The sequence below is a fragment of the Bradyrhizobium sp. 21 genome (assembly GCF_023073335.1).
GTDB lineage: Bacteria > Pseudomonadota > Alphaproteobacteria > Rhizobiales > Xanthobacteraceae > Bradyrhizobium.
Window position 1 is genome coordinate 138,584 of record NZ_JADPJG010000028.1, and the last position, 13,546, is coordinate 152,129.

A 13,546-nucleotide genomic window follows, 5' to 3' on the forward strand; every position below is an offset into this window, starting at 1 on the left:
GCGCCATGCCGTGTCCGCGCATTACAGCAATTGCTTCAACGTCCGTGCATCGGCGGGCGCTGCGCTCTTCTGGTCGTTGTCGAAATAGACAAAGACGTCGCAGCCCTGCCGCTTCCAGGACTTGATACGCCCAGCCCATTGCGCCAGCGTGGCTTTCGTATAGTGCCCGTGATAGCGCCCGCCCGGTCCGTGTCCGCGCACATAGACGAAGTCCGCCGTGCGCTTCCATGGCGCCGGCGCATCGTGATGGTCGGACAGGCAGAGCGAAATGTTCTCGTCGGCCAGCATCCGCAAGATGCGCGGCTGGTACCAGCTCGGATGACGAAATTCGAAGCTGTAACGCCGTTTCCTCGACAGCAGCTTGAAAAAGGCGGCGAGGCGGTCCGCGTCCACCTGGAATTGCGGCGGCAGCTGGAACAGGATCGGGCCGGCCTTGCCGCGCAACAATGAGATGCGATCCTCCAGCAGTTCGAGGCTGTTGACGGAGCGGCCGGACAGGCGCTTCCAGTGTGTGATGAATTTCGACGCCTTCCAGGCGAAGACGAAATCGCCCCCGGTCTGCGCCCGCCAGGCCTCGACGGCCTCCGGCGTCGGGGTGCGGTAGAACACCCCGTTCAGCTCGGTGGTATCGAACTGCCCGGCATAATAGCGGAGCTGCTCCTTCAGCGTTACCCCCTCTGGAAAGAACGGGCCACGCCAGGAGGCGTAATGCCAGCCGGAAGTTCCGATCAGAACGCGCGCCATTTTCTCCGTGCCATCCGTTGAGTGCGGCGAGTGCCGCGTTTGCCGGAGGGGAACGTCGGTGCGGCCGATACGTTGCTGCCTAGGATTGATCAACTCAGGACCGGAACCGATGTATGCGCTCGAAGGTAGCAAGCAGATCGGCGATCCCTTTCCGACCGAGAAAGAAGTGTGGGAAGCCGCCTTGATCGAGGGGCTGGTGACCGACGTTCCGGTCGCGGACGAGGAGGGCGGCCGGCTGCTGCCTGCCGGATATCACGTCGCGCGCCTGGACGAGGTCTGCGAGCCGCGGCCGGATTGGAAGCTGCCGCGCGAGATCTCGTGACCGGCGTGCGGTCGCGCTAGTTCGACGCCAGCGCCGTCCTGGCGACTTCGGCCATCCAGCTCGCGGCCACCGGCAAAATCGCGTCGTTGAAATCATAGCGCGGGCCGTGCAACTCGGCGCCGTCGCGCAAAGGCCCGTTGCCGATCCAGACGAAGGCGCCCGGCCGCTGTTGGAGATAGAAGGCAAAATCCTCGCCGGCCATGCTGGGCGCGAGGTCGCGCCGCACCTCCGCCCGCACCTTTTCCGCGGCGATGCGGGCAAGGCCAGCTTCCGTCGGCGTGTTGATCACGACGCCAACACCGATGACGATCTCGGGCGTCACCTTGACGCCAAAGCTCGTCGCAATCCCGGCGCAAACGCGCTCGATCCCGTCGAGGAGGGTGCCCTTCACCGCGTCGCGATGATACCGCAGCGTGCCGCCGATCGTGACACGTCCAGCGATCTGGTTGCGCGCCGTGCCGCCCTCGATCGTGCACAGCGAGAGCACGGCGGTGTCGAGCGGATCGACGCCGCGCGACACGATCGATTGCAGCGCCACGATCAAATGGCCCGCCGCCACCACCGGATCGCGGGTCAGATGCGGCATGCCGGCGTGCCCGGCATGGCCATCGATGGTGATGGTGATGCGCCCGCCGGAGGCCATGACGACGCCGTCATGCACCGCGATGGTGCCGGCGGCAAGGCCCGGCCAGTTGTGAAAGCCGAACACCCGGTCCATCGGAAAGCGGTCGAACAGCCCGGCCGCGACCATTGCGCGCGAGCCGCCATAGCCTTCCTCGGCCGGCTGGAAGATGAAATCGACCGTGCCGCTCCAATTGGTGTCGGCGGCGAGCAGCGCGGCGGCGCCGAGCAGCGAGGCGGTATGCCCGTCATGCCCGCAGGCATGCATCACGCCGGGATTCTTCGAGGCGTAGGGCAGGGCCGTATCCTCGGTGATCGGCAGCGCATCCATGTCGGCGCGCAGGCCGACGCGCGCTTGCGCAGACCCGCGGGCCAGCGTCGCGACAATGCCGTGGCCGCCGATGCCAGCCTCGAAGGGAATGCCGAGCTCGGTGAGCTTTTGCTGCACGAAGGCGGCGGTGGCCTTTTCCTGGAGGGACAATTCGGGATGCGCATGCAAATGCTGGCGCCACGCGGTCAGTTTCTGGTGCAGCTCGGGGGTCAAGGCAGGCGTCTCTCGATGATGTCGGCTGCCGCCACCATAGCGGAATAACTGCGCCCTGCATCCAGCGCCTTGGAATGCCTCGCGTGCAGCAACGCGCGGTTAAGCCGACAGCTTCGCCAGCCCCGCCCAGTCAAAGCTGATGCCGTGACCAGGGCGGTCCGGCGCCAGCGCAAGCCCATCCTCCAGCACCAGCGGATGCTCGATATACTTGTCCAGCCCGAAACCATGGGCCTCCAGATAGGAGCGGTTCGGGCAGGCCGCGAGCAGATGCACGGTGATGTCGTGCGCACCGTGGCTGGTAACGGGCAGGTTGAAGGCCTCCGCCAGCCGCGCGATTTTCATGAACGTACTCACGCCGCCGCAATTGGTGACATCGGGCTCGGGATAGGACACGGCGCCCGCGACGATGTAATTCTTGAACTCCCACAGCGAGCGCAGATTCTCGCCCGCCGCGATCGGTACGCCGCCGGCCTGCATGATGCGGGCATGGCCCGCGACATCGTCGGGAATGATCGGCTCCTCGAGCCAGGTGAGGTCATAAGGTTGGAACGCGCGGGCGGCGCGGATCGCTTCCTCGACCGTCCATTTCATGTTGGCATCCACCATCAGCGGAAAGCCGTCGCCGAGATGCTGTCGCATCGCGGAGACCTTCGCGACGTCGGTTTTGAGATCGGGCCGGCCGACCTTCATCTTGATGGCGCGAAAGCCCTTTGCGAGATTGCCGTCGGTCTGCGCGAGCAGCGCCTCGACGGAGAGATCGAGGTCGATGCCGCCGGCGTAGCACGGCACGCGCGCATCGAAGCCGCCGAGCAGCCGGAACAGCGGCAGCTTCGCGCGCCGCCCCTTCAGATCCCACAGCGCGATGTCGAGCGCCGAGAGCGCCAGCACCATTGGCCCGCCGCGCCCGCCATAATGCAGGCCCCACCAGACATGGTGCCAGATCGCTTCGGTATCATCGGCCTCGCGGCCCTCGATCAGCGGAGGGATCTCGCGCTTGAGGATGTCGGCGACGGCGCCGCCATTGCGCCCGACCGTGTAGGTGTAGCCGACGCCTTCGGCGCCATCGGCATCACGGATGCGGCAGGTGATCAGCTCGAACGCGGTGATGTCGCCGTGGGTGCTATCGGAGAGCGTGACGGGAAGGGGGATCCGGTAGAATCCGGTCTCGATGGTTGCGATGCGTGCCATGTGGCCTCCCTCCCTGTTTTTATTTTTGTTCGTAGGATGGGTAGAGCGCAGCGAAACCCATCATCGTCATCTTCGCAAGTTGCGATGGGTTTCGCTCTACCCATCCTACAGGCTACGTGCTCACCGCATCGTCGCGAGCTGCACCGCCAACGCACACGCGCGATCATATTCGTCGAGATTGATCCACTCGTCGATCGTGTGCGCCTCGTTCTGCCCCGCGCCGAAGGTTACGGTCGGAACGCCGTGGCGCACCATCCAGTTCGCATCCAGCCCGCCATTGGCGGCGCGGACGTTCGGCGTGCCGCCGACCGCGGACACAGCCTCTATCGCACGTTTCACGACCGGCAGGTTCTCCTTCATGCGGAACGGAAAATAGTCGGTCTCCGCCTTGAACTTGACCTTGCCGGATTTGCCCTGCGCGTTCGTCACCTTCTTGGCCGCCTTCTCGAACGCGGCCTTGTAGGCCTTGGTGATCTCCTTGAAGAACTTTCCGTCATGGCTGCGGCTTTCGCCGCGCACATGGACGTAGTCGGTGACGACATTGGTGGCATCGCCGGCCGGGCGGCCCTCGCCGCCGGTGACGGGGCCGACATTGCTGGTGCCTTGTTGTTTGCCCTTCACCACCTTGCCGAACCAGCCGCCGGCCTTCACGTCGGCGAGCGCGAGCGCCATGATCATGGTCGAGGAGATGCCGCGCTCCGGTGCGACGCCGGCATGCGAGGCGCGGCCAAGAATCTCGACGGTCCAGCGATCGGCGCCGACGGCGCCGATGACGACGTTGGAAGCCGCGCCGCCGTCATAGTTGAACGCCATCACTGGCGAGCCGAGCTCGTCGAGCTTGACGTGGCGCGCGCCGTAGAGCCCGCTCTCCTCGCGCACGCAAAACAGCAGCGTGATCGGCGGATGGTCGAGCTTCTGCTTTTCGAGTTCGGCGGCCAGTGTCACCAGCACGCCGCAGCCGCAGCGATTGTCGCCGCCGAGCGCGGTCTTGGCCTCGTTGACGATCTTGCGCCCGGATTTCTTGGGCTTGGCGCCGGCGCAGAGCGGCACGGTGTCCATGTGGGTCATGAACATGATGCGCGGCTGGTTGTGCAGCGCGCCGCGGCCGGGCAGGTCGACGATGAGGTTGCCGGTCTCGGTCGGCACGGGAATGCGTGTATTGGCGTCGTCGAGCCGAATCGCTTTCGCCGGCACGCCGCTTTCCTTCAGCGCGGCCGTGAGCTCCCGCCCGATCGCTGCCTCCTGTCCGGTGACGCCTTCGACAGCGAGGAAGCGCATGAGGCGGTCGGTGGCGGCTTTGGTGTCGACAGGCATGAGATGTCCCCTTGATGCACGGCTCTACTCTATCGCCGCTCTTGGCGAGGTATAGATCAAAAAGATCAGCGCGCCGATGCCAAGCATGGCTGCCATGAACAGCAGCACCGCCGGCAGCCCGGCAAGCGCCGCCACCGCGCCGGTGATCGACTGCATCAGCGCGGCGCCGAGGAAGAAGGCGAGATTGATCGCGGCGAGCGCCTTGCCCGCCACTTGCGCGTCGACCAGCTGACGCGACATGCCGAACAGCAGCGGCTGCGCAGAGGTGGCGAGCCCGATGAGCACGAACAGCACGAGGTCGTATTGCGGCGGCATCACGGGCACACCCCACAGCACGGAGACCAAATAGTGCGGCGCCCCTAACGCCATCAGCGCCAGCAGCAATGCCCCGACCAGGTGCGTTCCCGCCACCAGCCCGCGGCGGCGGCCGATCCTGCGGTCGATCATACCGATCAGAAGTGGACCGGCGATCATCGCCAGCGTGAAGGCGCCGAGCTGGTTGCCGGCCTCGACCCGGGTCAAGCCCTTGACCTGCATCAGCCATGGCCCGCCCCAGAGGCCGCGCAGCACCAGCGAGGTCGCAAGCGACACCAGCGCCAGCGCGATCAGGCCGCGCAAGGGCCGCGACAGTCCGAGCCTGAGCACCTCGATCATCTGCGACAGCGGCGAAGATTCGTCCTTGTGCTCGGCCGGCTGGCCCGGCACCAGCACGAACACGGCAAACGCCACCACGATGCCGCCGAGGCCTGCGATCCAGAACCCGGCGCGCCAGCCATAAGTGTCGACCACGAAGGCGAGCGGGCTCGACGACAACAGCATGCCGATATTGCCGATCGAGAGGATCGCGCCCGACCACAGCCCGAAACGCGCGGCCGACAATTGCTTGGCCGCCAGCGTCATCGGGCACATCAGCATGCCGGAGGTCGCAACGCCCAGCAGCACCTGTCCGACCGCAAAGCTTTCGGGCCCCGTCGCAAAGCCCGACGCGATGGCGCCGACCACGGTTCCCGCCAGCAGGCTCAGCGACACCGGCCGTACGCCAAAGCGGTCCATCGCAGCCCCGACTGGAATCTGAGCGGCCGCGAAGGCGAACGGATAGACCGAGGTGAGGCTCGCCAGCGCCTGCGGCTCAATGTGGAAATCCGCCGCCATCAGATCCAGGCTGACCGCGGGGATGGTGCGCAGCAAGGTCGAGAGCATGTGCCCGCAGGCAAGCGCGAGCAACGCGAGGATCAGCGCGCGGGTGGCTCCCGCGGCGTTGGTGGCGTCGGTGGTCATGAGCGTTGCGTCCCCGGCAGGTTTCGGGTGGGGTTACATGATTGGCTGGCGCATGCCAACATCGGGAGCGCCATGCCCGCAATGTCATGGACGTGCAGGATCTTGGACGCGCAGGATTCTGGACGCGCAGGATTCTGGACGCGCAGGATCCCGGACGCGCAAGACCCTGGATGCGCAAGACCCTGGATGCGTAAGGCAAGTGGCATCATGTATCTCGGCATCGACCTCGGCACGTCTGCCGTCAAAACCGTTCTGGTCGACGACGCGCAGCGCGTGGTGGCGAGCCGTAGCCGGTCGCTGACCATCAGTTCGCCGCGTCCCGGCCATAGCGAGCAGGACCCGTCGCAGTGGATCGAGGCCACGTTCGCGACGCTGGACGCCTTGAAGGCAGATCACGCGCGCGAGTTGGCCGCCGTCGAGGGCATCGGCTTGTCGGGACAGATGCACGGCGCAACGCTGCTCGACGCTGGTCACACGCCGTTGCGACCCTGCATTCTCTGGAATGACGGACGGTCTTTCGCGGAATGCGCCGAACTGGAACAGCGCTGGCCCGCCCTGCGAACGACGACAGGCAACAAGGCAATGCCGGGATTCACCGCACCAAAACTGCTGTGGGTCGCCAGGCACGAACCGGAGATTTTCGCCGCCACCACGCTTGTGCTGCAGCCAAAGGCCTATCTGCGCCTGGTGCTGACGGGCGAGGCGATCGAGGATGTCTCGGACGCCTCGGGTTCGCTGTGGCTCGATGTTATCAGCCGCGATTGGTCGGATGAGGGGCTCGCCGCGACCGCTCTGTCGCGCCGGCAGATGCCGCGTCTGGTCGAGGGCTGCGCGCCGTCGGCACGGCTGCGCAGCGAGATGGCGCAGCGCTGGGGCATGAGCAGACGGCCGATGATCGCAGGCGGGGCCGGCGACAATCCAGCGGGCGCCGTCGGCATCGGCGCCATCAATCCAGGCGCAGCCTTCATTTCGCTCGGAACCTCCGGCGCATTGCTGGTGCCGACCGATACGATCGCGGCCAACCCGGAGCGCGTGGTCCACACCTTCTGTCACGCCGTTCCCGACCGGTGGATTCAAGCCGGCGCGATCCTCTCGGCGGCATCGTGCCTCGCCTGGATCGCGCGGCTGCTGGGGACTGCCGAGGCCGATCTGCTGGCGCCGCTCGGGTCGCATCCGAGGGCGCCGTCGCCGGTCAGCTTCCTGCCGTATCTCTCCGGCGAACGCACCCCGCACGATGATCCCGAAGTGCGCGGCATGCTCGACGGGCTCAGTCACGCCACCGATCGTGACGCCATCGTGCAAGCCGTGCTCGAAGGCGTTGCCTTCGCGCTGGCGGATTGCCGGGACGCGCTTGCGGAAACCGGACTTGTCATCGCGGAGGCGGATGCCATCGGCGGTGGCGCACGGTCGCGATTCTGGCTTTCGGTGCTGGCCAATGTCCTGAACATGCCCATCCATCGCTTTGCCGACGGCGAGACGGGCGCCGCGTTTGGTGCGGCGCGGCTCGGTCGCCTCGCCGTCACCGGGGAGGCGATCGAGGCCGTCTGCACCAGGCCACGTCGCGTCGAGACGTTCGCGCCCGACCGCGCGCTTGCGCAGGCCTACGCCGCGCGGCTGCCGGAATGGCGCCGCCTGTACCGGCCGCGGCGCTGATCGCGATCCACAAAGCATCGCGACCGATCATGCAGATGGTGCGCGATGATGTGGCGAAGAAAAGGCATCACGCCCGGGATCGGTTCCGGTTGCAAAAGATAAATCCGCGCCCGGCGGTGCATCGGCTCGCGGGAGGTATTGCCCTGTGCCGCGGCCTTTTGTTTAATGGCCCCACGCGCGCCAGGGACCGAATGAGACGCGTGTGAGATGCGATGCCGCCACTGGCCGCGTCGGGGAGGTGTGATGAGCGAGCCCATCCTCGAGATGCGCCGGGTCTCCAAATCGTTTTTCAGCATCAAGGCGCTGCGCGACGTCGACCTCACCGTCTACGCCGGCGAGATCCACGCCTTGATGGGCGAGAACGGCGCCGGCAAATCCACCCTGATGAAGATCCTGTCGGGCGCCTACCGGCCGGACCCGGGCAGCGAAATCCGTATCGACGGCCAGTCGGTGCAGATCAGCGGCCCGCTCGGCGGCCGCGCGGCCGGCATCGCGATCATCTATCAGGAACTCTCGCTCGCCCCCAATCTGAGCGTTGCGGAGAACATCTATCTCGGTCGCGAGGTCTCCCGCGGCGGCTTGCTGGCGCGCGAGGCGATGCAGGCCGCCGTCGGTCCGATCCTTGCGCGGCTCGGCGCGGATTTCACGCCGCAGACGCAGGTCGCCAATCTCTCGATGGGCCAGCGCCAACTGGTCGAGATCGCGCGCGCGCTGCACGCCCGCTCCAGGATCCTGATCATGGACGAACCGACCACCGCGCTGTCGGCCGGTGAGAGCGAAAGGCTGTTCGCGCTGATCCGCCAGCTGCGCGCCGAAGGTCTCGCCATCATCTATATCTCGCATCGCATGGACGAGGTCTATGCGCTCGGCGATCGCGTCACGGTGCTGCGCGACGGCACGCTGGTCGGTTCGCTCGACAAGGGCGACATCCGCGCCGACACCATCGTCCGGATGATGGTGGGACGCGACGTCTCCTCCTTCTACAAGAAGGAGCATGATCCCAGGAACGATTCCAACGCGCGGCAGGGCGCGCCCGTGCTCGCGGCCGTCGACATCGCCGACGGCAGGCGCGTCAAGGGATGTTCGCTGACGGTGCATGCGGGCGAGGTCGTCGGTCTTGCCGGCCTGGTCGGCGCCGGCCGCACCGAGCTTGCGCATCTCATCATCGGCGCTGTGCCCATGATCTCCGGCCATGTCGAGATCGAGGGCCGCGCGGTCCGCATCCGCACGCCCGGCGAGGCGCTGGACGCGGGCATTGCCTACCTCACCGAGGACAGAAAGGCGCTCGGCCTGTTCCTCGACATGTCCTGCCTCGACAACATCAATCTCGCGGTGCTGGGCCGGGATGCGAAATTCGGCGGCATCCTCGATCGCGACAAGGCCCGCGACCGCGCCAAGCGGGCGTTCGCGGGGCTCGGCATCCGTGCCGCGAATGTCGGTGTTCCCGTCGGCGGGCTCTCCGGCGGCAATCAGCAGAAGGTGCTGCTGTCGCGGCTGCTCGCGATCGGCCCGAAAATCCTGATCCTGGACGAGCCGACGCGCGGCGTCGACGTCGGCGCCAAGTCCGAGATTTATTCCATCATCGACAACCTCGCGAAGTCGGGCACCGCGGTTCTCGTCATCTCGTCGGACTTGCCCGAGATCATCGGCATCTGCGACCGCGTCGTCGTGATGCGCGCCGGGCAGATCGCCGGCCAGATCCGGCGGGACGCGACATCGCCGCTCAGTCAGGAGGAGATCATGGCACTCGCCACCGGGACGGAGCAGCTCGATGCCTGAGAACGGCGCTTCCGCCAATGCCGCCACGACCAAAGCCGCCACCGCCGCCTCCGGTCTTGCCGCCGCGCAGGAGACGAAGCGGCAACGTACCCGGACGATCATTCGCGCGGTCGGCATGCTGCCGGTGCTGCTGTTGCTCTGCATCGGCTTTCACGTCCTGTCTGACGGCCGCTTCTTCACCGGTCAGAACATCGGCATCGTGGTGCAGCAGTCCGCGGTCAATACCGTGCTGGCCGCAGGCATGACCTTTGTCATCCTTACCGGCGGCATCGACCTCTCGGTCGGCTCCATCCTGGCGGCCTCTGCGATGGCCGGGTTGATTATCTCCAAATTCCCCGACCTCGGAGTGCTGTGGTTGCCGGCCGCGGTGCTCACCGGCGCCGTCTTCGGCGTTCTCAATGGCGCCTTGATTGCGCTGCTGCGCCTGCCGCCCTTCATCGTCACGCTGGGGTCGTTGACTGCCGTCCGCGGTGCGGCGCGCCTGCTCGGCGCCGACACCACGGTGTTCAATCCGTCGATCCCCTATGCCTTCATCGGCAACGGCGCGGTGACGCTCGTTCCCGGCGTCGTGTCGATACCCTGGCTCTGGGTGATCGCCTTGCTGGTCATCCTGGTGTCGTGGCTGGTGCTCAAGCGCACCGTGCTCGGGGTGCACATCTATGCGGTCGGCGGCAACGAGAGCGCGGCGCGGCTCGCCGGCATCAAGGTCTGGGCTGTGCTTATCTTCGTCTACGGCGTGTCCGGCCTGCTCGCCGGCCTCGGCGGCGCCATGCAGGCGGCGCGCCTCTACGCCGCCAACGGCCTGCAACTCGGCCAGTCCTACGAGCTCGACGCCATCACTGCGGTGATCCTGGGTGGCACCTCCTTTGTCGGCGGCATCGGCTCGATCTGGGGAACGCTGGTCGGCGCGCTGATCATCGCCGTGTTGTCGAACGGCCTCATCCTGATTGGCGTGTCCGACGTCTGGCAATATGTGATCAAGGGCCTGGTGATCATCGGCGCGGTGGCGCTGGACCGCTATCGGCTGCAGGGCTCGGCGCGCACGTAAAATCAGAGATCCGTCACGGCAACTGGTCGCCGCGCCGGAGCTTCAAACAGACCAGGGAGGAAGCCAATGTTGAAGTCGATCTCGTTTGCCGGCGCCGCGATGGCGCTCGTCCTGAGCTCTGCGCCGTCCTTCGCCAAGGAGCTCAAGTCGATCGGCATTTCGCTGGGCTCGCTCGGCAACCCGTTCTTCGTCGCGTTGTCGAAGGGCGCCGAATTCGAGGCCAGGAAGACCAATCCCAACGTCAAGATCACCACCGTCGGCTTCGAGTATGATCTCGGCAAGCAGGTCACCCAGATCGACAATTTCATCGCCGCCGGCGTCGACCTGATCCTGCTCAATCCCGGCGATCCCAAGGCGGTCGGCCCGGCGATCAAGAAGGCGCAGGCCGCCGGCATCGTCGTCGTTGCCGTCGACACCGCAGCCGAAGGTGCCGACGCCACGGTGACCACCAACAACGTCCAGGCCGGCGAGATCTCCTGCCAGTACATCGTCGACAAGCTGGGGGGCAAAGGCGACGTGATCATCGAGAACGGCCCGCAGGTTTCCGCGGTAGTCGACCGCGTCGTCGGCTGCAAGAACGTGCTCGGCAAGAACCCCGGCATCAAGGTCCTGTCCAACGACCAGGACGGCAAGGGCTCGCGCGAAGGCGGCCTCACGGTGGCGCAGGGCTATCTGACCCGCTTTGCCAAGATCGACGCCATCTTCGCCATCAACGATCCGCAGGCCATCGGCACCGACCTTGCCGCGCGCCAGCAGCAGCGCACCGGCATCGTCATCGCCGCGGTCGACGGCGCGCCCGACATCGAAGCAGCGCTGAAGGACCCGCAGGCGCAGCAGATCCAGGCCTCCGCCTCGCAGGACCCGTTCTTCATGGCTCGACGCGCCGTGCAGGTCGGCGTCAACATTCTCAACGGCCAGAGGCCGGCGTCCACCGTCGAGCTGCTGCCGTCGAAACTGGTGACGCGCGACAATGTCGGCGACTACAAGGGCTGGACCTCGGACCGGTCGCAGTAACGAGCGGGCTTGCGTGGTGCGGTGTTAACGGGGCGTGCAGCGGTTGACCGCGGCTGGGTCGGCCGCGCTCGCTCGTTAGGCTCATGATCTTGGGGTCATAGGTTCAAATCCTGTCTCCACGCGGCCCCACAGACTCCGGGAGCGCGGGCCACCGATGTCGGCTTGTGGAAGTGAATCGGTCGTCGCTATTCGCGCGCCGTACCGACCCTTTTGACCCCGAGCGGACATTATCGCCTACGAACAAGGCCCCGCTTCGTGCGTCTGCCGAGCCGCACGCTGTGTCGAACAAAGCCGCAGGCGGCGAGCAGGATAGTGAGAAGACCGATCTCCCAACGACCGGTAGCAAATAGAGCGATGCAAATCAGATAGACTAGGAAAAGCAGGACGGTCCAAGCTAGGGCAAACCCCAGATAGGTCCGTCCGGTTGGGATATTGCTCGTGTTATCCGCCATGACGAAGTGCAGAATACCGGTAGTCTGGCTAAATTGGGTAGCGCCATTTCAAGGCGCGGCGCAGAAAGAGTAAAGCCACGATGATCGCCAGGGCGACAAACCAGAGGAAGGCCGGAACGGGCGAGTGATGGTGAATATGGGCGATATACAGCACGAGGGCCAACAGAATAGCTACGAGCGCGTTCGACACCCAATATAGTGGTGAGCGGCTAAAATTAGTGGCTGTCAATTCGGCAGCTCGTTCACGCGCTTTTGCCGCGCGCCACCAACAAAAGCCCAAGAATGCAAGAGCGATAAGCCAGTTCATTCCAGCACAATCAATTGGCTTTGCGGCTTTCGTCTTCGAACGGCGGACGACTGAGATGCCTTGTGAGACGGCCTTCATTGCCCCACCCGTAGCGCTTAGCGAACGGGACGTACATAAGGCAGGCTAGGCCCAACGCTATCAATACCATAATCAGGTTGAGGCCGAGGAACACGTAGATGCTGGACGTGCCCCCGACGATGAGGACGAGCATAAGGGTGGAACGAATGCTGAAAGCCGAGATGCCCGCTAAGGTAGCACGAGGATGCTATTAGCTGGCAGCTCTCAGACGATTAGGGTTTGCAGATCATTAAGTCTGCTGCTGGCCCGTTGACGACCTTCGCGTACACGCCCGCTATGTCTGCCTCCAGGAGATAAGCCGACCCCAGGTCCAGTCGGTGCGGAAGTCAGCCTGACCCAAGGCAGACGTGCCCCGCTCGCTAGGCCGCATTGCGCTGAATGTATTAGCGGCGTTAAAGATACCTGATGATGGTTCGCCCGATACCCACGCCTCTCTGGTTCGCGGCGGCCCTTTTCCCAATGGTTGTGTCGCAAATTATAAGGCTGCAACAATCCGATCCGGCCGCATGGATCGTTTGGGACTACGCAGGCCGCCTTGGGGCTTTGGCAGTTCTGAGCGCCATACCTGCTGCGCGGACGATAGCCTTCCGATTTGAACCACTTCGAATAGCGCGATGGGAAGTGACCATCTGGATTGTCGGCATTGTCCTCGCGGACCACTATTTGGGTGAGTGGATCCGACGGACCATTAATGGATGGCTACCCGCGACAGTGCTCGGGGCATATCCTGAAACGCAAGGCTGGCTACATGTCGCCGATATCTTTTTTGGTCTTGGGCTAGTCGCCTTAAATGAGGAGATCGTATTCCGCCGCTGTGCGCGGCATCTGCTCCAGAGCCATTTGGACGACGGCTATGCCTTGGTTCTCGTAACCTCATTTATGTTTGGAGCCTATCACTGGTGGACGGGTTTCGGGAATATTGGCGCGGCTGTGGTGACAGGTGGCTTGTTGATGACGTTGTACCGCAGATCCGGGGCGCTCTGGCCTGCAGTTCTTGGACACTACCTGGCTGACATAGCGAACTTCGCGTTTTGAAAGATCGCCTTCTGGCCCATCGCTTCCATCGACGCGGTACCCCCACATGTCGGCTCACGAGCCCAGACCGGAAGTTTGCAGCCGGGCGCCAAATCGACGCTTGTGACCCGGAGCCGAACTTCGGCTCTACTGTATTTATTCGCTTGTCTCGCCGTGAAGTTCTGCCTTG

12 protein-coding genes are annotated in these 13,546 nt (G+C 65.0%); 6 read left to right on the top strand and 6 right to left on the bottom strand.

All coding sequences use genetic code 11. The annotated features are described in order from the left end of the window. Positions 1-21 precede the first annotated feature (21 nt). Entirely contained in the window at positions 22-744 is a 723-nt protein-coding gene (locus IVB31_RS23240) for a DUF72 domain-containing protein (RefSeq protein ID WP_247328110.1), read from the bottom strand. Positions 745-853: 109 nt separating this feature from the next. Between IVB31_RS23240 and IVB31_RS23245 the strand changes: the two genes are divergently transcribed. Further along, positions 854-1,066: a hypothetical protein gene (locus IVB31_RS23245; RefSeq protein ID WP_247328113.1), complete on the top strand. Its 213-nt coding sequence runs from the start codon at positions 854-856 to the stop codon at positions 1,064-1,066. Positions 1,067-1,082: 16 nt separating this feature from the next. Here IVB31_RS23245 and IVB31_RS23250 read toward each other — a convergent pair whose 3' ends face one another. From IVB31_RS23250 to IVB31_RS23265, 4 genes are all read right to left on the bottom strand, one after another. Then, a complete protein-coding gene (locus IVB31_RS23250; RefSeq protein WP_247328115.1) occupies positions 1,083-2,231 on the bottom strand; it encodes an amidohydrolase in 1,149 nt (382 codons plus the stop codon). A 99-nt stretch (positions 2,232-2,330) separates the two neighbouring features. Continuing rightward, the gene (locus IVB31_RS23255; RefSeq protein ID WP_247328117.1) at positions 2,331-3,419 is read right to left on the bottom strand and encodes a mandelate racemase/muconate lactonizing enzyme family protein; all 1,089 of its coding nucleotides are present in this window, start codon (positions 3,417-3,419) and stop codon (positions 2,331-2,333) included. Positions 3,420-3,539: 120 nt separating this feature from the next. Next, complete coding sequence (locus IVB31_RS23260) at positions 3,540-4,733, bottom strand: M20/M25/M40 family metallo-hydrolase (RefSeq protein ID WP_247328119.1); 1,194 nt, start codon at positions 4,731-4,733, stop codon at positions 3,540-3,542. 24 nt (positions 4,734-4,757) lie between these two features. Beyond that, the gene (locus IVB31_RS23265; RefSeq protein WP_247328121.1) at positions 4,758-6,011 is read right to left on the bottom strand and encodes an MFS transporter; all 1,254 of its coding nucleotides are present in this window, start codon (positions 6,009-6,011) and stop codon (positions 4,758-4,760) included. Between the two features lie 207 nt (positions 6,012-6,218). Between IVB31_RS23265 and xylB the strand changes: the two genes are divergently transcribed. From xylB to IVB31_RS23285, 4 genes are all read left to right on the top strand, one after another. Further along, entirely contained in the window at positions 6,219-7,664 is a 1,446-nt protein-coding gene (gene xylB, locus IVB31_RS23270) for a xylulokinase (RefSeq protein ID WP_247328158.1), read from the top strand. A 243-nt stretch (positions 7,665-7,907) separates the two neighbouring features. Continuing rightward, positions 7,908-9,443 (top strand): sugar ABC transporter ATP-binding protein, encoded by a 1,536-nt coding sequence (locus IVB31_RS23275; RefSeq protein WP_247328124.1) that lies wholly within the window; start codon positions 7,908-7,910, stop codon positions 9,441-9,443. After that, on the top strand, positions 9,436-10,491 hold the full coding sequence (locus IVB31_RS23280; protein ID WP_247328126.1) for a ribose ABC transporter permease: 1,056 nt from the start codon (positions 9,436-9,438) through the stop codon (positions 10,489-10,491). The genes IVB31_RS23275 and IVB31_RS23280 overlap by 8 nt, the downstream gene beginning before the upstream one ends. A gap of 66 nt (positions 10,492-10,557) precedes the next feature. After that, positions 10,558-11,505 carry an ABC transporter substrate-binding protein gene (locus IVB31_RS23285; RefSeq protein ID WP_247328129.1) on the top strand — a complete coding sequence of 316 codons (948 nt, stop codon included), beginning with the start codon at positions 10,558-10,560 and terminating at the stop codon, positions 11,503-11,505. A gap of 480 nt (positions 11,506-11,985) precedes the next feature. Here the strand turns inward: IVB31_RS23285 and IVB31_RS23290 are convergent, their stop codons facing one another. Next, on the bottom strand, positions 11,986-12,342 hold the full coding sequence (locus IVB31_RS23290) for a hypothetical protein (protein WP_247328131.1): 357 nt from the start codon (positions 12,340-12,342) through the stop codon (positions 11,986-11,988). 405 nt (positions 12,343-12,747) lie between these two features. Between IVB31_RS23290 and IVB31_RS23295 the strand changes: the two genes are divergently transcribed. Then, the gene (locus tag IVB31_RS23295; RefSeq protein ID WP_247328135.1) at positions 12,748-13,377 is read left to right on the top strand and encodes a CPBP family intramembrane glutamic endopeptidase; all 630 of its coding nucleotides are present in this window, start codon (positions 12,748-12,750) and stop codon (positions 13,375-13,377) included. Positions 13,378-13,546: the final 169 nt, after the last annotated feature.

Coding starts and splice junctions, on each gene's coding strand:
- IVB31_RS23240 (WP_247328110.1), bottom strand. CDS start 744: ATGGCGCGCGTTCTGATCGGAACTTCCGGCTGGCATTACGCCTCCTGG.
- IVB31_RS23245 (WP_247328113.1), top strand. CDS start 854: ATGTATGCGCTCGAAGGTAGCAAGCAGATCGGCGATCCCTTTCCGACC.
- IVB31_RS23255 (WP_247328117.1), bottom strand. CDS start 3,419: ATGGCACGCATCGCAACCATCGAGACCGGATTCTACCGGATCCCCCTT.
- IVB31_RS23260 (WP_247328119.1), bottom strand. CDS start 4,733: ATGCCTGTCGACACCAAAGCCGCCACCGACCGCCTCATGCGCTTCCTC.
- IVB31_RS23265 (WP_247328121.1), bottom strand. CDS start 6,011: ATGACCACCGACGCCACCAACGCCGCGGGAGCCACCCGCGCGCTGATC.
- xylB (WP_247328158.1), top strand. CDS start 6,219: ATGTATCTCGGCATCGACCTCGGCACGTCTGCCGTCAAAACCGTTCTG.
- IVB31_RS23275 (WP_247328124.1), top strand. CDS start 7,908: ATGAGCGAGCCCATCCTCGAGATGCGCCGGGTCTCCAAATCGTTTTTC.
- IVB31_RS23280 (WP_247328126.1), top strand. CDS start 9,436: ATGCCTGAGAACGGCGCTTCCGCCAATGCCGCCACGACCAAAGCCGCC.
- IVB31_RS23285 (WP_247328129.1), top strand. CDS start 10,558: ATGTTGAAGTCGATCTCGTTTGCCGGCGCCGCGATGGCGCTCGTCCTG.
- IVB31_RS23290 (WP_247328131.1), bottom strand. CDS start 12,342: ATGAAGGCCGTCTCACAAGGCATCTCAGTCGTCCGCCGTTCGAAGACG.
- IVB31_RS23295 (WP_247328135.1), top strand. CDS start 12,748: ATGATGGTTCGCCCGATACCCACGCCTCTCTGGTTCGCGGCGGCCCTT.